Annotated in this window: 19 protein-coding genes and 1 riboswitch; of the genes, 7 read left to right on the forward strand and 12 right to left on the reverse strand. The window is 55.6% G+C overall.

Going from position 1 to position 16,163, the window contains the following annotated elements; genetic code table 11:
• Nucleotides 1-459: 459 nt before the first annotated feature.
• Genes QMP16_RS22645 through QMP16_RS22665 form a run of 5 tightly spaced genes read left to right on the forward strand, consistent with a single transcriptional unit; the run spans nt 460 to nt 4,233 of the window.
• Nucleotides 460-1,110 (forward strand): histidine phosphatase family protein, encoded by a 651-nt coding sequence (locus tag QMP16_RS22645; protein WP_282154253.1) that lies wholly within the window; start codon nt 460-462, stop codon nt 1,108-1,110.
• 21 nt (nt 1,111-1,131) lie between these two features.
• Nucleotides 1,132-1,746 (forward strand): glutathione S-transferase family protein, encoded by a 615-nt coding sequence (locus tag QMP16_RS22650; RefSeq protein ID WP_108861880.1) that lies wholly within the window; start codon nt 1,132-1,134, stop codon nt 1,744-1,746.
• A 14-nt stretch (nt 1,747-1,760) separates the two neighbouring features.
• The gene (locus tag QMP16_RS22655; RefSeq protein ID WP_282154254.1) at nt 1,761-2,807 is read left to right on the forward strand and encodes a saccharopine dehydrogenase; all 1,047 of its coding nucleotides are present in this window, start codon (nt 1,761-1,763) and stop codon (nt 2,805-2,807) included.
• A 12-nt stretch (nt 2,808-2,819) separates the two neighbouring features.
• Complete coding sequence (locus QMP16_RS22660; RefSeq protein WP_058273753.1) at nt 2,820-3,068, forward strand: SemiSWEET family sugar transporter; 249 nt, start codon at nt 2,820-2,822, stop codon at nt 3,066-3,068.
• 22 nt (nt 3,069-3,090) lie between these two features.
• Nucleotides 3,091-4,233, forward strand: a complete 1,143-nt coding sequence (locus QMP16_RS22665; RefSeq protein WP_282154255.1) for a saccharopine dehydrogenase family protein — start codon at nt 3,091-3,093, stop codon at nt 4,231-4,233.
• A gap of 88 nt (nt 4,234-4,321) precedes the next feature.
• On the opposite strand, the gene QMP16_RS22670 is transcribed toward QMP16_RS22665, so the two are convergent.
• From QMP16_RS22670 to QMP16_RS22695, 6 genes are all read right to left on the reverse strand, one after another.
• Nucleotides 4,322-4,525, reverse strand: a complete 204-nt coding sequence (locus QMP16_RS22670) for a DUF1127 domain-containing protein (protein ID WP_058277394.1) — start codon at nt 4,523-4,525, stop codon at nt 4,322-4,324.
• 48 nt (nt 4,526-4,573) lie between these two features.
• Entirely contained in the window at nt 4,574-4,801 is a 228-nt protein-coding gene (locus tag QMP16_RS22675) for a DUF1127 domain-containing protein (RefSeq protein WP_282154256.1), read from the reverse strand.
• 271 nt (nt 4,802-5,072) lie between these two features.
• Nucleotides 5,073-5,567: a universal stress protein gene (locus tag QMP16_RS22680; RefSeq protein ID WP_058277392.1), complete on the reverse strand. Its 495-nt coding sequence runs from the start codon at nt 5,565-5,567 to the stop codon at nt 5,073-5,075.
• A 17-nt stretch (nt 5,568-5,584) separates the two neighbouring features.
• The gene (locus tag QMP16_RS22685) at nt 5,585-6,925 is read right to left on the reverse strand and encodes a TRAP transporter large permease (RefSeq protein WP_282154257.1); all 1,341 of its coding nucleotides are present in this window, start codon (nt 6,923-6,925) and stop codon (nt 5,585-5,587) included.
• 17 nt (nt 6,926-6,942) lie between these two features.
• On the reverse strand, nt 6,943-7,479 hold the full coding sequence (locus QMP16_RS22690; protein WP_058273759.1) for a TRAP transporter small permease: 537 nt from the start codon (nt 7,477-7,479) through the stop codon (nt 6,943-6,945).
• Nucleotides 7,480-7,548: 69 nt separating this feature from the next.
• Complete coding sequence (locus tag QMP16_RS22695) at nt 7,549-8,565, reverse strand: TRAP transporter substrate-binding protein (RefSeq protein ID WP_058273760.1); 1,017 nt, start codon at nt 8,563-8,565, stop codon at nt 7,549-7,551.
• A 170-nt stretch (nt 8,566-8,735) separates the two neighbouring features.
• Here QMP16_RS22695 and QMP16_RS22700 point away from each other — a divergent pair, with 170 nt between their 5' ends.
• Nucleotides 8,736-9,647, forward strand: a complete 912-nt coding sequence (locus QMP16_RS22700) for a LysR family transcriptional regulator (RefSeq protein ID WP_282154258.1) — start codon at nt 8,736-8,738, stop codon at nt 9,645-9,647.
• 186 nt (nt 9,648-9,833) lie between these two features.
• Nucleotides 9,834-10,076 carry a hypothetical protein gene (locus QMP16_RS22705; protein ID WP_282154259.1) on the forward strand — a complete coding sequence of 81 codons (243 nt, stop codon included), beginning with the start codon at nt 9,834-9,836 and terminating at the stop codon, nt 10,074-10,076.
• An 80-nt stretch (nt 10,077-10,156) separates the two neighbouring features.
• On the opposite strand, the gene QMP16_RS22710 is transcribed toward QMP16_RS22705, so the two are convergent.
• The 6 genes from QMP16_RS22710 to QMP16_RS22730 form a co-directional block, all read right to left on the reverse strand.
• The gene (locus QMP16_RS22710) at nt 10,157-11,056 is read right to left on the reverse strand and encodes a metal ABC transporter solute-binding protein, Zn/Mn family (RefSeq protein ID WP_282154260.1); all 900 of its coding nucleotides are present in this window, start codon (nt 11,054-11,056) and stop codon (nt 10,157-10,159) included.
• Nucleotides 11,053-11,955: a metal ABC transporter permease gene (locus QMP16_RS22715; protein WP_282154261.1), complete on the reverse strand. Its 903-nt coding sequence runs from the start codon at nt 11,953-11,955 to the stop codon at nt 11,053-11,055. The genes QMP16_RS22710 and QMP16_RS22715 overlap by 4 nt, the downstream gene beginning before the upstream one ends.
• Nucleotides 11,948-12,796 (reverse strand): metal ABC transporter ATP-binding protein, encoded by an 849-nt coding sequence (locus QMP16_RS22720; RefSeq protein WP_282154262.1) that lies wholly within the window; start codon nt 12,794-12,796, stop codon nt 11,948-11,950. Before QMP16_RS22720 ends, QMP16_RS22715 begins: the two co-directional genes overlap by 8 nt.
• Before the next feature lie 139 nt (nt 12,797-12,935).
• A riboswitch (cobalamin riboswitch) is annotated at nt 12,936-13,146 on the reverse strand.
• A gap of 478 nt (nt 13,147-13,624) precedes the next feature.
• Nucleotides 13,625-14,278 carry a hypothetical protein gene (locus QMP16_RS22725; protein WP_282154263.1) on the reverse strand — a complete coding sequence of 218 codons (654 nt, stop codon included), beginning with the start codon at nt 14,276-14,278 and terminating at the stop codon, nt 13,625-13,627.
• Nucleotides 14,279-14,589: 311 nt separating this feature from the next.
• Nucleotides 14,590-14,820 (reverse strand): tautomerase family protein, encoded by a 231-nt coding sequence (locus QMP16_RS23725; protein ID WP_432653433.1) that lies wholly within the window; start codon nt 14,818-14,820, stop codon nt 14,590-14,592.
• Between the two features lie 138 nt (nt 14,821-14,958).
• Entirely contained in the window at nt 14,959-15,903 is a 945-nt protein-coding gene (locus tag QMP16_RS22730; protein ID WP_282154264.1) for a glutathione S-transferase family protein, read from the reverse strand.
• Between the last annotated feature and the right edge of the window lie 260 nt (nt 15,904-16,163).

The following is a 16,163-nucleotide window of genomic DNA, read 5'->3' on the forward strand; positions in this document are numbered from 1 at the left end:
ACAGGCATCTCCCAACCAGCAAAATCAACCAACTTACCTCCCAACTCAACATGCAAAGAATGCAATGGGGTGCGTTTGGGTGCGTCAGACATGGCAGAGACCTTTCCTAAGACCTTGGCAACATTGCCGCATGGATTGCAACGTTATCTCTGTATTGTCGCCAATTAACACCAAGGTTCCTAGGACTGTGCAGCGAGTCAACAGGCTTCGACTGCTGGCGGTCTTTTGGTCCCCCGAGGGCGGCGTTGCAAAGGCATGTATACGGCCGCATGCAGCGGCTTTGTATCCTATAGGAAACTTTTTTCCGTTAGGCAACATCGCATGCGACGTGCCATGGGCAAATTTCTGCGGCGAACAAAAGACAGCCGAGCCATCAAACTGGTTTTTAGCCGCTTTCTGCCAAAGGGCTCTGGCACCGACCCTGAACCTGCCCTAAGACTTCGCGCAAGAGGGGACGCAATGGCACATATCACACTGGTGCGTCACGGGCAGGCCAACACCACCGCACGTGACGAAGTAAATTATGACAAGCTCAGCGATCTGGGCCATCAGCAGGCACGTTGGCTAGGTGCGCATCTGCAAAACACACAGGCGTTCTACCCACGTGTCTTTTGCGGAACCCTGTCGCGACACGTGGAAACCGCGGCCAGTATGGGGCTGCCTGAGCCCAACCGCGATCCGCGCCTCAATGAGATTGAATACTTCAACATTGCCAAACTGTATGAAGAGCAGCATGGCGTTTCGATTCCAACGGACCGTGAAGGGTTCGTCGAACATTTGCCGCGAACTTTTGCCGCTTGGGCAAGAGGTGAGATCGAAGAGACCCCGGAAACCTTTGAGGAATTCGAAAGCCGTGTCTCGGACGCTTTGCGCGATATCGGAACCGAGGGCGGGCCAGCGATTGTCGTGACATCGGGCGGGTTGATTTCGATGGTGGTTCGGCAGGCGATGGGACTGGACATACAGGCGATGGCGCGGGTGGCGCTTGCCATCATGAACACCTCATTGCATCGTCTGCACCCGATCGGTGCGCAGTTGAGCCCGGTACTGTTCAACGCAGTCCCGCATCTGGAATCGCCAGACAGGCAGTTTGCCCAAACGCATCTGTAACCCAAGCCCGGAGGCACTCTGATGCAGCTTTATTATGCACCCCGCACCATTTCGATCGCCGTTGCCATCGCCTTGGAGGAGGCCGGTCTGGACTATGAAGCGGTACGTCTGGACTTCGCCGAAGGCGACCAGACCAAACCGGCTTACAAACAGATCAATCCAAAAGGCCGTGTGCCTGCATTGGCGGTTGATGGCGGCATCCTGACTGAAACCGGGGCGTTGCTGGAATATGTCGCTACGGTTGCGCCTGACGCAAATCTTGTCCCCGCCGATCCTGTCATGGCGGCCCGTATGCGCGAAGTGATGTATTATCTGGCCTCGACCATGCATGTAAACCACGCACACAAGCTGCGCGGGGCCCGTTGGGCCGACAAGAAAGCCAGCTGGAAAGACATGACCGCCAAGGTCGCCCAGACCATGACCACGTCCTGTGAGTACATCGTATCAAACGGATTGCGCGGGCCCTTTGTGTTGGGCGATACGGTCTCGCTGGCGGACGCCTATCTGTACGTGGTGTGCAGCTGGCTGGAAGGCGACGGCGTGGACGTGTCGGCCTTTCCCAAAATCCTCGCTTTCCGCGAGGCGATGGAGGCACGCGCCTCGGTTCAGGCGGTGCGCGCCGCCGGGATGATTTGAGTGAAGGACGACGCATGACACATCTCTGGGTCCGGGCAGAGCAACGCCCGAATGAAGAACGGGTTGGATTGACCCCAGAAGGCGCGGCGTCCCTGATTGCGGCAGGCATCCGGGTAACCGTCGAGGAAAGCCATGTCCGCGCTATTCCGATAGACGGCTACAAAAACGCAGGCTGCGAGATTGCGCCCGAGAATTCCTGGCCCGATGCCCCCCTTGATGCCATCGTCTTTGGTTTGAAGGAATTGCCAGAGGACGGCACCCCCCTGCCCCATCGCCACATCATGTTCGGCCACGCCTATAAGGGTCAGCATTCTGGCCGCGCCCTACTGCAGCGGTTCAAGGCCGGGGGCGGAACGCTTTATGATCTGGAATACCTTGTGGACGAGAACGGCCGTCGCGTCGCGGCCTTCGGGTATTGGGCTGGTTATGCTGGCGCAGCTGTCACCCTGAAAGCATGGGCGGCGCAGCAACGGAATGAGGAATGTCCGCCCGTTGGTGTGTATTCGGGCAAGGACGCGCTGAATGCTGAATTACTGGCCGAGTTGAACGCCACCGGCGCCAATCGTCCCCGCGCCATCGTGATCGGCGCGCTGGGTCGCGTGGGTGCAGGCGCCGCCGACCTGTGCGAGGCCATGGGCGTCAGTGTCACCAAATGGGACATGGCTGAAACCGCCAGCGGCGGGCCTTTCCCCGAAATTCTGGAACATGACCTGTTTCTGAACTGCATTTTTGCCCGCCCGGGCACCCCGATCTTTGTTCCGCGAGAGTCGCTGACCAGCCAGCGTAACCTGACCGCCATTGGTGATGTCGCCTGCGACCCGGACAGCGATTACAACCCGGTACCCGTTTACGACCGCGCCACCACGTGGGACGCCCCCGCCTTGCGCGTCGCGTCGGATCCGGTGATGGATGTCATGGCAATCGACAATCTGCCCTCGATGCTGCCAGTCGAAAGCTCGGAAGACTATGCCGCGCAATTGCTGACAACTCTGCTGACGTTGAAAGAGATCGAAAGCGGTGTTTGGTGTCGGGCACAGGACGAGTTTCGCAAACATGTCTGAGCCGGTGCGCACATGGAACACTTGATCGGCGGTGCAGCAGCGGTTCTTGGCACGATCTGCTGGCTACCCCAGACCCTGAAAACGTGGCGCAGTCGCGAAACCAAGGACCTGTCTCTGCCTGCAAATCTACTGATCCTGACAACACTGACGTTGTGGTTAGCCTACGGATTGATGATCGCTGCATGGCCTCTGATCTTGGGCAATGTAATATCGATCCTTCTTGTCGGTGCGATCGTGATCGCGAAACTGAAATTCGGCTGAACAGCCATAGAGGAGCTTAAGCATGACCATCCATTGGTGTGGCACCGGCCTGTCGGCCATCCCCGGCCTGCGTCGCCTGATTGAAGGCGGGCACAAGGTCACCGTCTGGAACAGGACCATTGAAAAGGCCAAGGCCGAAATCGGAGACCTGACCGACGACATTCGTGCCTTTGACATCGACGCACTGGGCGCAGTGCTGGAAAAAGGTGACGTGATCGTCTCAATGCTGCCGGGCGATTGGCACGTGCCGCTGGCGGAATTGGCCATCTCGAAGGAGGCCAATTTTGTCTCATCCTCTTACATTGCGCCCGAGATGCGGGCGTTGGATGACAAGGCCCGCGAGGCCGGTGTGGCGCTGGTGAACGAGGTCGGGCTTGATCCGGGCATTGACCACCTGATGGCACACGCTCTGATCGCCGATTATCGCGCCTCGGACGCGTTTGATGCGAACAACCACCTGAGCTTTATCTCGTATTGCGGCGGCATTCCGAAGAACCCCAACCCGTTCCGCTACAAGTTCAGCTGGTCGCCTTTGGGTGTGCTCAAGGCCCTGCGTTCGCCGTCGAAATCGATCCGCGATTATGCGCCGCTGGACGTAGCCCGCCCGTGGGACGCGATCAGCAGCTATATCGCTCCGCTGCCCGCACCTGAAAGCTTCGAGGTCTATCCTAACCGCGACTCTCTGCCTTTCATGGAAGAATATCAGTTCGAGGATCACTGGACCGTCAAGGAATTCGTCCGCGGCACCTTGCGCCTGAATGGCTGGGCCGATGCGTGGTCGGATGTGTTCAGCGAGATTGAAACCCTGTCCGGACCCGAAGGCGACGCGCGTCTGAAGGAAATGTCGGACCAGTTCTGGGACGAAAACGCCTATGACGAGGGCGAACCAGACCGCGTGGTTCTGTGCGTAGGACTGAACGCCGAGAAAGACGGAACACCCGTCTGGCACAAAACCTATGTCATGGACGCCTGGGGCGACGCGCGCGGCACAGCAATGGCGCGACTGGTGTCTATCCCGGTCTCGCTGGCAGTCGAAGCGGTCCTGAATCGTGCGATCTCCGTCGGTGTACATGCGGCCCCCAGCGACCCAAAACTGGTGCAGGCTTGGATGGCCGAGATCGACAAGCTGGCGCAGCATTTGCAGGTCGTCGATCACACCGCCTAAATTCACATACAAAAGCCACTCCGACATACAGGAGTGGCTTTTATCTTCGTCTCTGTCGCCGGTATCAAACCCGGCTATCGCCACAGCTTCAGATGAACCGTTGGATCGTATCGTCAAGATCGCTGCGGTTTATGCCCAGCTCTGACAATTCCTGATCGGAAAAGCTGTTCAAGTACTGTGCGGCCCGCACGATATCGGCGCTAACCGCACGTAGTTGCATGGCGCGGTCGAACAATTGCAGGGCACTGGTCGTGGGCGGCAATTGCTTGCTTGGCGGGATGACATCAAACATTGGTACTACCTCATAACTGGTTACGCGGGTGCTAACTCCGGCACTTGATTACTGCCGATACGGTGCGCCGTGATAAACGCTTTGATAGGCGCGTTGCTTGATTTCAGCCCGAGGGACGCCGATGTCGCTCAGTTGGCAATCGTTCAACGCCTCCAGGTCGTGGACTGTTTTGGCGAAAATCCTGCGGCGGAAATGCTCGGTTCGGGCCTCTGCATAATCCGCAAACAGCGTGGAAAAAACGTTGCCGTTCGGGGTCATTGTCTGTGTCGCTTCCATGGTCTTCTCCTCCTGAATTTGGATTGCGGTTGTTGTCACAATTCAAATAAAGGAACCGGTTCTTAAGGATTGGACACCGAAGCATTAAGCTCTGTTAACAAAGCTTGCCTGGAATGATCTTTGCCGAAGGTATTTAGCTTGGAGGGTTTTGGCCCAAGATGATCAAAGGGCTGTTGGGTGCGGAATACACAGTATTCAGGCATCTCTTGGTAATTTCGCGCGGCATGGCGCAAAGGACGGGCCGCTACCATCGCAGCGGCCCGTGGAAATTTTAGACTTCGTCCGGGTTCGGAACGATCAGCGTCGGGATTTTCGACCTACGCAAGACACGTTTTGCCACCGTCCCAAGGAAGGTGTGCGAAAAGCCGTGGTCATGTGCGCCAAGCACGATCAGATCGCACCCCATCTCGACCGAGCGCCGCAGGATCACCTCGGCCGGGTGCCCGTCGGTGACCTCGATCGAGGACACCTGTTCACGGATCTTCGCGTCATCGCCTTCGAACTGTGCCCAGAACTTGGCTTGCCGTTCGGCCAGCACCTTGCGCACCATTTCATGGCGACGCTGGGCCGCGGTTTTGCGCGTCTCTTCGTTCAGGATGAACATGTCCATCGTGATCTTCGCGTCGTCCGATAGGGGTTCGTTCACATGCAGGACATGAATTTCTGCCCCTGTCGCCATCGCAATGCTGGCCGCATTGCGCATGGCGTGACCCGAGTTTTCCGACAGATCGGTGGCGAACAGGATATTTGTCACCATTTGTTTCATAGCATCATCCTTTCAGGTCAGTAGCCCAACAGCCTTGGCAGCCATAGCGACAGCTCAGGGAAGAACGCAATGATAAATATCGCGATCGTGTTAGCCGCTGCAAAGGGCAATGCACGGATCGAGATCTGCTCGATCGTTATGTTCGAAATACCCGATGCAATGAACAGGTTTTCGCCCAGCGGCGGCGTCTGGAAGCCGATACCCAGCGTACAGACCATCACCACACCGAAGTGGATCGGGTCGATACCGACCGAATAGGCCACAGGCAGCATCACCGGAACCAGGATCAGGATGGTGGCCAGTGTCTCCATGAACATGCCGACGAACAGCAGGAAGAAGATGATCAGTGCCCAGATCACATAAAGGTTGTCGGTAAAGCTGAGCATCGAGTCCGCGATGATCGCCGGGATCTGGTTTTCCACCAGAAGGCGGCCAAACACGGTCGCGGTGAACAGGATCAGCAGAACACGGCCCGTCAGCCACGTGGTGGCTTCAAGCGACTGGAACAGCGACTGCCATGTCAGTTCACGGTAGATGACCACGCCAACGAACAGAGTGTAGAAGATCGCGACGATTGCAGCCTCGGTCGGGGTGAAGAAGCCGGTATAGATACCACCTAGGATCACCAGCGGCGCCATCAGCGACCAGAACCCGCGATACATCTCGCAGGCCACGTGACGCAGCGACCAACCTTCGGCCACACCTTTGTACCCACGCTTTTTCGACATGAAGTAGTTCAGGATCAGCAAGCTGGTGGCAATCAGGAAGGCCGGAACAAAGCCCGCGATGAACAGTTTCGAGATCGAAACCGACTGGAAGGTGCCGAACTTTTCAACTGCTTCCAGCGGAGGCGCCATACCGAGCGCGGCAATGCCGAAGATCACCATCGGGATGGAGGGAGGAATAATAATCCCGAGGCCGCCAGAAGAAGCGGTAATAGCAGAGGCATAGCCGCGCTCATAGCCGCGGTCGATCATTGCTGGGATCATCAGCATCCCCACGGCCGCGGTTGTTGCCGGGCCCGAGCCCGAAATGGCGCCAAAGAACAGACAGGCCATAACCGTTGCAGCCGAAATACCGCCGGTGAATGGACCAGCCAGACTTTCAGCAACATTGATTAGGCGTTTTGAGATACCGGCGGCCTCCATAAGAGCCCCCGCCAGAATAAATGCAGGCAGAGCCATCAGTGGGAACGCACCCACCGAGGTAAATGCAATCTGCACGAACTTGATTGGGTTTTCGCCCAGGTAAAGGAACGAGAACAGCGATGCCACACCCAGCGCAACCGTGATCGGTGCACCGATGAGCAGCAGTAAAAGAAACGATCCAAATAGGATTGTGACGATTTCGGATTCCATGGTTTTTCCTCCCTGCCTCAGTCGCGCTTAGCTGCTTCGGTGGCAGCTTTGATTTCATCAAGGTCGATCTGGTCAGGATCATGGATGTCTTCACCTTTGATCAGGCGGCGATAGTTCACCTGAATGATGCGCACGGTCATCAGCGCAAAGGCGAGAGGCAGAACCATGTAGACATACTTCATCTCGATACCCAGGGTCTGGGACTTCCAGAACTTGTTCATCTTGTTGAAGACAAAGTCCGTCGCCAGATACAGGAAGTAGACGTTGAAAAAGAGCCAGAAGAGATCAGCAAAAGCCTCGATATACTTGATGTAGCGTTCGGGCAGGAACTTGAACTGGAAGGTCACCCGGTTATGCGCGCCTTTCAATGCCGCATAGCTGGCGCCAAAGTAGACAAACCAGACGAACATGTAGACTGACAGTTCTTCGATCCAGCTATACGAAAAGCCAAAGACTTCCCGCGCGATGATCTGTACAAACAGCAGACAGACGAAGCCGGATAACAGGATCCGGCAGATGATACTTTCGATATTGTCCAGAAATTTCCAGAACATTGCGGAATTCCCTCCTCCCTGAGATGAAAAGAGCGCCGAAGCGCTCTTTTCCTTTTCGCTCTTTGGCGATTATTGCTGGACGGGCTCGCGGCCGATGGCCTCGAGGACCGTGTTCAGTTTCTCGACGCCGCCGATGGACTCATAGAACTGAGGCCATACTGCACCGGTTGCCAGTTCGATGAACTCGGCCTCATCGTTCTCAGGATCGATGATTGCCATGCCTTTTTCGGTCAGCTCTTCTTTGATCGCAGCTTCAGAGTCGCGCAGGAACTGAGCGGAAATCTGAGTTGCTTCCTGACCGGCTTCCAGGATGATCTTCTGGTCTTCTTCGCTCAGACCCTGGAAAACAGATTCCGAAACGATCAGCGGTTCGATCGAGAAGATGTAACGCAGGTTGGTCACGTGGTTCTGGACCTCGTAGAACTTCATTGCGTTGATCGTCAGGTAAGGGTTGTCCTGACCGTCGACAACTTTGGTTTGCAGACCGGTGAAGGTCTCGGACCATGCCATCGGAGTCGGGCTGATACCCCAGGACTTGTAGGTTTCAATCATGATTTCGTTCTTGGGAACGCGGATGATCAGGTCCTGCAGGTCAGCAACCGAGCTGACAGGCTTTTTCGAGTTGGTCAGACGGCGGAAACCTGTGTAGGTCCAGCCGATGATGCGCACACCTGCGTCACGAATGGTGTTTTCCACCAGTTCCTGACCGATCGGGCCTTGGGTCAGCTTTTCAGCATCTTCCAGCGACAGGATCACATAAGGCAGAGTGAATACACCAACCGAAGGCGAGAACGGCGTGATGTTGTTGATCGCCAGCAGCGACATGTCCAGCGTGCCGATTGCGGCCTCGTTGACGGTGTCCTGCTCGGAACCCAGCTGACCGTTCAGGAACAGTGTAGCTGTGTGTGCACCACCCGATTTTTCTTCGAGTGCCTTAACGAAAGCCAAGCCAAGGGCTTCTTGTGCGCTGCCTGCACTATCGCCAACAGCAATCTTGAAGTTCTTCGCGTCGGCTGCGCCCGCTACCATCAGGGCTGCGACCGAAACGGCAGCAGTCATGGTGCCAAGCTTTTTGATGAATGACATAGATGTCCTCCCAGTTTTATCATGTTTCGAGGTGCGCGCTGACCTGGGGAGAGATGGCCAGTCCGATTCTACCTCGGCTTTTTCAGAGTAGCTTGTGAAATGTGTTTCTATGTTGCCATTCTTTGCGCGATAGGTTTCACATATATCGAACTTTACGAATTGGGTAGAAAATGGTTGCCTCACGCATCGGCGACAGCGACATCCGATTGCTGCGCGTTTTCAAGACGGTTGTGGAAAGTGGTGGTCTGTCCGCAGCCGAAGTTGAGCTGAATATCGGCAAATCCACCATTTCAAAGCATGTTACTGATTTGGAACTGCGATTGGGCTTAAAACTGTGCACGCGCGGTCCTGCGGGTTTCGCCCTGACAGAAGACGGCGCAAAAGTGCTGCAAGCAGCAGATCACTTGCTTGTGTCCGTGTCGCAATTTCGGAACGAGGTCAGCGAGATCAAGGAACAGTTGGGGGGAACGATCCGCATTTCGCTATTTGATCAATGTGCGTCAAACCCGGATTCCCGGCTTGCCCGCGCCATTCATCGGTTCAACGAAGCCGCCCCCTCGGTCCAGATCGAATTGTCCCTTGAGCCGCCAAACGTGATCGAGACCATGGTCATCAGTGGCCAGCTCGACATCGGAATTATTGCGCTGCATCGCCCTTCGACGAGTCTTAACTATGCTCCGTTATATGGCGAGAACATGTTCCTGTATTGCGGCCGAGAACACCCCCTGTTCGAAATACCAGACCGGGAACTCAGGACCAGTGACCTGCTCAGGTACAACTATGTTGGGCTCAGCGTGAACTCTCCGAACCTGATCGTCGGTCAGCAACTGGGTTTCAAACGGTCAGCAAAAGTTCAAAGCGAGCAGGCGCTGGCCATACTAATCCTGTCAGGGCGATACATAGGTTATTTGCCTGATCATCTTGCGCAGGATTTTGTGGACCAGGAAAAGATGCGGATGGTGTTGCCGGACGAAACACAATATCGAACCCGGTTTGCAGCAGTGACCAGAAAGCAACCTGAACCGACGCGGGTGACAAACCTGTTTCTGGAAGTTTTGCAGAGCGAACATTCGAAACTCTGACAACTGCTCGGTTGGCACAACAGAAGTCGACTGCGGCCGAGACGTAGTTCATCACATCCTGTCAACGGCCAAACGCGGTATCGGGTTCACGTTTTTGACGTTGCCAAAAACTTGTGACTTCCCGCCACATCACTAGCGTTCATCTTCTTCTCACTTACATGCGCCTCACCAATATGAGGCGGACAAATGACAGACGACGATCCCCAACCCGTAGGGTATTATAACGCGCATGACATATGGACCCTGGACCCAACGCCTGCGGACCAGTTGGTCTATGATGCCTTTGCATCGGGTGTTGTCGATCTTCTGCAGGTGTTGGATGACAACAAGACGATGATGTCACGGGACGTTTACGCAAGACTGTTCGCCTCGCTGTTGGATCTTTCCCGAACTTTGGGAGAATACGAAGATGGATGGAAGCCGGACTAGGGGACGATTTCCAAGAACCCAGTGTGCCAAAGCACAGTATGAGGCGGCGGCTCAAACACCGCCTCGTGCCTGAATACTAGTTAGCTTGCGGTTGCGTTCCCAAGCGCGTTCAAAAGAGTGTTCAGATTGTGCTGGAACATCGCGAGATAGCTGGTGGCCGGACTACCGCGTTCCGACAAGGCGTCTGAGAACAGCCGCCCACCAATCACGATGCCGGTTTCATCCGAGATTTGCTGAATCAAAGTGGGGCTGGTGATGTTTTCAACAAACAGCGCCGCAGCACCATCCGCCTTCAGTTGATCAATCAGAATAGCAAGATCCTTGGCTGATGGCTCTGCCTCGGTGTCGATGCCAACCGGCGCAAGGAAAGTCAGGCCGTAGGCGTCTGCCAGATAACCAAATGCGTCATGTGCAGTCACAACCGTGCGGCGATTGGCAGGCAGGCCTGCCAGCTTTGTCTTGGTTTCTGCATCCAGCGCCTCAAGCTGCGCAATATAGGCCGCAGCATTGGCAGCAATTTCTTCGGCGTGCTCGGGCATCGCCTCTGTCATCACATCGGCGACATTGGTCACGTAAATCATACCATTCGACAGCGAGTTCCAGGCGTGGGGGTCGATTTTGCCCTCGACTTTGACAGGCGTGATACCGTCGGTGGCAACGTGCACGGTTGCGTCAGTGCCCGATTCAGCGATCAGGGTATCGGACCATGTCTCAAAGCCCAGTCCGTTGACAAAGATGATATCCGCCTGGGCAACGGCCTTCGCGTCTGCAACCGAAGGCTGATACACATGCGCATCCGCGTCCGGGCCCACGATTGTCGTAACCGTGGCCAGATCGCCGACGACCTCTTCGACCATGTCGCCGAGGATCGAAAAGCTGGCGACGATCTTGACGTTGTCTTCTGCCGCAACGGTCGGCAAGGCCGCCAAAGCAAACGACACAGAGGCGATGCCGGCATAGAGTGACTTCACAAGAGTCATTGTGCTCTCTCTTCTTGTTGAATTTGGGCAATGGGGATGTCTTTGGAAACAGAGGGTTTGCGAATCCGTCTGCCAAAACCAAGGGGGCCGAAAATGGCCGAGAACAGAAAGAACCCACCGGCAACCAAAACGATCGCTGGGCCGGACGGCGTGTCCGGGAACAGATAGGACAGGGTCAGGCCGATCCAGCAACTGGACAAGGCAAACAGAAAACCCAGGACCAGTTGCCCGGTGATCGTACTGGCCCAATAGCGCGCGGCGGTCGCAGGCAGGATCATCAGGCCAACGGCCATCAACGTGCCCAGCGTTTTGAATGCCGCCAGCAGGTTCAGAACCAACAACAGCATAAAACCCTGATCAACCAGCCACGGCCGGCGCGTCTGAGTTTCGAAGAAAACCGGATCACAGGTGCTGACAATCAGCGGACGAAGCAGAACGGCGAATGCCAGCAATGTTACTGTCGCCACCCCGCCGACAAGGACCATCGACGCGTCGTCGATCCCAAGGATTGATCCAAACAGGAAGCTTTTTAGTGGAACTGCGGACCCTGCTGCAGACAGGATAAAGATACCCACCGCCAATGCGATAAGATACAGCGAGGCAAGACTGGCATCGCTGCGCAGGATCGTCCGGCGTGCCAGAAAGGCGGTCAAAATGGCGACGCCAACACCCGCGATAAGCCCTCCGACCAGCAGTGACATGACCGACAGGCCCGCTGTGACAAAGCCGATGACGATGCCTGGGGTAATCGCGTGGGCCATGGCCTCACCAGCCAGCGATAGGCGACGCAGAACAAGAAACGCCCCTACCGGTGCGACCGAAGCCGACAAGACCGTGGTTGCCACAAAAGCGCGACGCATGAAGGCAAAGCTCCACATTTCTGCGATCAGGTCATACATTGGCGTGCTCCGCTGTTGAATGGGTGCCACGGAACATCCAAGACGCCTGACTTTCCGAGAGGTATCCTTGTGCAACCAGCCGGTCTGGTGTCAGAACGTCATTCACCGGTCCGTGGGTCGCCTCTTGCCCGCCCAAAAGCAGCGCGTGGCTGCAATAGTCCAGCACCGAGGAAAGATCGTGCACCACCAAAACCACCGCGCGCCCCTCATCGCGCCATCGGCGGATAATCGACAACAGATGTGCTTCGGTACTTTGGTCGACTGCGGCAAACGGTTCATCCAGCAGGATCAGCGGCGCGTCCTGCATGATAACCCGCGCGAACAGCGCGCGCTGCAGTTGCCCACCCGACAGCATATGCAGAGGCCGGTCAGCGATATCCAGTACCCCGGCCTCATCCAGCGCGGCGGCCATCCGGTCACGCGCGGCGGCGTCCAGCCCGGTACGATAACCAAACCCGCGCCAGGCCCCCATCGCGGCTAGATCCCTCACACGGATGGGAAATCGACGGTCGAACTCGGTCATCTGTGCCAGATACCCAATGTCACGAGGGCGCCCTTGCGGCCAAATCAAACTGCCCGAAAGAGGATCCATCAAGCCCAGCAGCATCTTTACAAATGTGCTCTTGCCCGACCCGTTCGCACCAAGAACGGCAAGGGTCGTTCCGGCCGCGATATCCATGGAGAGGCGGTGAAACAATATCAGGTCGCGGTAGCCCAACGTCAGATCGCGGATTTGTAAAACGGCCGACATCAAATCACCGCGTAAATCGCGAGCCACAAGATCGCCGACAGCGCCAGAGCCCCCGCGACCAGCACCGGAACGCTGAATTCTGTCAGACACTTACCCCTTTGGGTGTCAGCTTTTTGCAATGACAACGGCAACGCCTCCTGTGTTTGGACAGGGGCAAAGCGAGCGCAAAGTCGTGCACGGTACGGACCGCTTGAAACATTGTCATCTCCCTCTGGGACACCCCGCCCAGGTTCATAAATTTCGGATGGCAGGTCTCCTGACTTGCGGGTCAAAGCTATCCCGATCCTTCCCAGGCTATTGCCCAGTGGACGATCTCGGGTCGCTCGCCGCCTACAGTTGCGGGGGCAGTCACGGAGTTGGCCTTTTTACAGAACCGCACCGTATTCCCTTTTATCCCTGACCGCAAAATACAGTCGGGAACCATCGCGAGGACAAAATACGAATTGATTTGATTCGACAAGAGCGCAAACCTGTGCGGGATGGCTATTCGTTACAGCCACCGGTCGACTATGGAGGTCGCGGTAGACATGAGGCAACGGTGGATACTACACGGGCCCCGCTTCTTGTAGCTTCAGACGCACGCCAACGGTCTTTTTGACTATTTTTATACTGCCCGGACTTTTTTGTTTGCGCTTAGGATTTGTGTCTTCGACGTTGCAGGTTATTCGCCTGACGGGGTGCAGGCGTTAAGCAATTGATCCGTGGGATCATTTGCAGTCTGGCTGTGGTGTTTTTGGTTATCTGACGCTGGTTGCGGGAGGGCGCAACCGCCGTTGTCGAACGCAGTTAAAATGCATGATTAAAGCGTATTCCTTCTGAAAGCAGACGTTCCTATCAAAACACTTGTATGACCGCATTGAGCCCAGAGCGGACATTTGATACCACTCCGAGCTATTTACAGACTTTCCGGTAGAAGTGTCAGTCAGCGGCAAAACAGTAGAAATAGCCGTTTCCACCGGTGCCTCGAAGCGCATCAGGAGAACAACCGCGACTACCGTGAGCTGCGTTCCATGATGTGTTTCCCCCGCCGTGACGATCGTGATGTCCGACGGTTGCCGAGCCCTCTCCATTGGATGTCCAATTCGAGCACGTCTTGTCTCCCTCCTGCCAAGGGAAATAGGCGGTTCCATCGGCCTGTGTGCCGGTCAGAATGTCGTGTTCGTTGGGGCTATCGCCGCGGCCCTTAATTTTGTTTCCATTCTCGTCAATCGCAGTCCGGTAGTAGATGTTTGGCAAGATGTGCAGTTGGTCCAGGTCCGAAGCTATCAATTCGCCATTTGCGTTGTACCAAGGACCTTGCCCGATGCGACTTCTGGCGGAAATTCCGCGTTTTCCTTCTTCCTGTGTTGACAAATACGCGCGCCATTGACGTTCATCAGCACCGGCAGCCACCGCGAGGCTTTGGCAATGGGCGTCAGCGCCTTCGAGGCCGCCGAGGTTTCCTCCATCACCCAATCCAACTGATGTAACAAAAAAGCCCATCGGATGAGAGACATTCGTTCCTTGTGCAAAAGATTCGGCGGCCAGAAGGCTTGCCGCAACGGAAACAAACAGTGAAAATGAACGATACATTTATTATTACTCCTTGTTGCAACCACGTCGTCAAACAAGCTCAGTTTGATCCGCTCAGCGTAGTTGTTGAGAAAGGATTAGACTGAAGACGCTGCCCAGTTTGCAAGCGTTTTGTCCAAGGGGCTTTGCCGATCAAGCTCGCCCTGCTTGCAAAATCTCGTACGGTTGCGCCGTTTCGCAAGGCTGTCATTCAGGCAGAGAATAGCGAATGACCGCTCTGTGCCACAGTGTCTGACGCCGCGATGTCTTCGCATGACTGCGTTTAGGAATCTGTTCCGATCAGCTCCCCCCTTTGAAGGATGACTTTTCTACTAATTTGCAGGCACCCACGCAGGCAACGGAACACCACCAGTATAGTGGTTCTTAGAGGGGTTTTCCCGGAAAAGAACGTATAGATCGGTAGGATCTGAATAAAGCTCCTTTTGCAGCAGCACCGCAATGGCATCGACTAAAGCCTTCTTGCTGCCTGCGTCGCGACCTGGGCGTAGGTCAACTGTAACCAGTGGGAGGCCATCGCCCAAAATGCCGAAGACTTCGTGCACACCGACGTAGTCGTATTTGACTTCCTTGGGGAAAGCGTGTCCAAAACGGCTTGTTTCACGCCTTTACGAATTCTCTTCTTTGACTCTTGGGGGGTGCCTTCTGGCACTTCTATGCGGATAACAGGCATGAATTTTCCCTTATGTTACAGCAATGCGATAGCCTGTACGCGGGAAATGTACGCAGACCGTTCCCACCTCATCGGTTGTGCGTACAATCGAAATGGTTTCAGCATCTGCGTAGCGCACTTTGCCTTCGACGGGTTGCTCGCCGCCTTTAACATCAGGAGTGACCGTTACCAAAGTATCGATTTGAAGGCCCTGCGAATCGTGAGGAGCTACACCAATTTCCGACACGGGCTCGGCGTTTTTTGCTTGCTCGATTGCGTGCTCCGCGCGCATAGCCTTTGAAGTCCCATGCCCAATTCCGCGCACATTTTCTTCCCACCGTATCAGGTCAGGAAATTCGGATAGCAGATCAGGGCCACCGGTCCACCGCCCACGAATGAACCAAATGATATGGTACATTTGCGCGTCAATGGCCGCGGGATCAGAGCCGAGCAAGAACGTACGCTCGTCGCTCAACTGAGCATCCATCCAAGATAGGGGTGCGCGCATCTGAGCGACAAGATGTGGTAGCTGCTCGTTGGCGCGTTTAAGCCCTGCAGCCCAGTCTTGGCCAATATACAAGCGTCCGCGGTCCTCTGCAAAATCACTTGGCAGGTTATCACCCGCAGATCCAAGAACGATTTTCACGGCCAGCGAGAAAAGATCGCCATCGGTGTAGCGACTCAAGCACCACATCAAACCAGCCTCAGATGTCGGCATCAGTGTCGGCGTTGGGTGACGACGTTCAACCTCGCGAAGGATACATTGGCTGTCGCAATAAATGTCCGCCCCAATTTGCATGACCGGGGTACGTCGGTAGCCGCCCGTCAGCGCTGTCAGCATGGGCTTCGGCGGCAGGCGCGGGATCTCGACATCGCGCCAGGACAGCTGCTTGATACCGAAGGCAACGCGCACTTTCTCAGCTACGGGTGATTGCGGATAGTTGTGGAAGACTATCTCTGTAGCTGGATAGATCATGCATTTTGTCTCTCTTCTGTTTTTCAAGTTGCTTCAGGACGCTATCGGAACTCGAAAGATCACGAAACCCAGGCGATCTCCAATTTTCTGGAAATGCAGGTTAGAAGGCGTGACTGTGGCAGAAATTGACTTCGAAGTGGCGGATAACTTTGCATAGCCTACCGACTAAAAGCTTCGGTAGTGCAGTCATTGTTATATAGTGCACCGAATGGTTGCCCCGAGCCCACTGCAGACGTCCAATCGTGCTTCGGATACTGCAT

This window comes from Ruegeria atlantica (assembly GCF_947495585.1).
Lineage (GTDB): Bacteria > Pseudomonadota > Alphaproteobacteria > Rhodobacterales > Rhodobacteraceae > Ruegeria > Ruegeria atlantica_G.

Excerpts from the sequence above, each read along its gene's own strand:
- QMP16_RS22725 (WP_282154263.1), bottom strand. The coding sequence starts at position 14,278 with ATGTATCGTTCATTTTCACTGTTTGTTTCCGTTGCGGCAAGCCTTCTG.
- QMP16_RS22710 (WP_282154260.1), bottom strand. The coding sequence starts at position 11,056 with ATGACTCTTGTGAAGTCACTCTATGCCGGCATCGCCTCTGTGTCGTTT.
- QMP16_RS22700 (WP_282154258.1), top strand. The coding sequence starts at position 8,736 with ATGGTTGCCTCACGCATCGGCGACAGCGACATCCGATTGCTGCGCGTT.
- QMP16_RS22715 (WP_282154261.1), bottom strand. The coding sequence starts at position 11,955 with ATGTATGACCTGATCGCAGAAATGTGGAGCTTTGCCTTCATGCGTCGC.
- QMP16_RS22705 (WP_282154259.1), top strand. The coding sequence starts at position 9,834 with ATGACAGACGACGATCCCCAACCCGTAGGGTATTATAACGCGCATGAC.
- QMP16_RS22655 (WP_282154254.1), top strand. The coding sequence starts at position 1,761 with ATGACACATCTCTGGGTCCGGGCAGAGCAACGCCCGAATGAAGAACGG.
- QMP16_RS22660 (WP_058273753.1), top strand. The coding sequence starts at position 2,820 with ATGGAACACTTGATCGGCGGTGCAGCAGCGGTTCTTGGCACGATCTGC.
- QMP16_RS22680 (WP_058277392.1), bottom strand. The coding sequence starts at position 5,567 with ATGAAACAAATGGTGACAAATATCCTGTTCGCCACCGATCTGTCGGAA.
- QMP16_RS22730 (WP_282154264.1), bottom strand. The coding sequence starts at position 15,903 with ATGATCTATCCAGCTACAGAGATAGTCTTCCACAACTATCCGCAATCA.
- QMP16_RS22695 (WP_058273760.1), bottom strand. The coding sequence starts at position 8,565 with ATGTCATTCATCAAAAAGCTTGGCACCATGACTGCTGCCGTTTCGGTC.
- QMP16_RS22650 (WP_108861880.1), top strand. The coding sequence starts at position 1,132 with ATGCAGCTTTATTATGCACCCCGCACCATTTCGATCGCCGTTGCCATC.
- QMP16_RS22645 (WP_282154253.1), top strand. The coding sequence starts at position 460 with ATGGCACATATCACACTGGTGCGTCACGGGCAGGCCAACACCACCGCA.
- QMP16_RS22670 (WP_058277394.1), bottom strand. The coding sequence starts at position 4,525 with ATGTTTGATGTCATCCCGCCAAGCAAGCAATTGCCGCCCACGACCAGT.
- QMP16_RS22690 (WP_058273759.1), bottom strand. The coding sequence starts at position 7,479 with ATGTTCTGGAAATTTCTGGACAATATCGAAAGTATCATCTGCCGGATC.
- QMP16_RS22685 (WP_282154257.1), bottom strand. The coding sequence starts at position 6,925 with ATGGAATCCGAAATCGTCACAATCCTATTTGGATCGTTTCTTTTACTG.
- QMP16_RS22675 (WP_282154256.1), bottom strand. The coding sequence starts at position 4,801 with ATGGAAGCGACACAGACAATGACCCCGAACGGCAACGTTTTTTCCACG.
- QMP16_RS22665 (WP_282154255.1), top strand. The coding sequence starts at position 3,091 with ATGACCATCCATTGGTGTGGCACCGGCCTGTCGGCCATCCCCGGCCTG.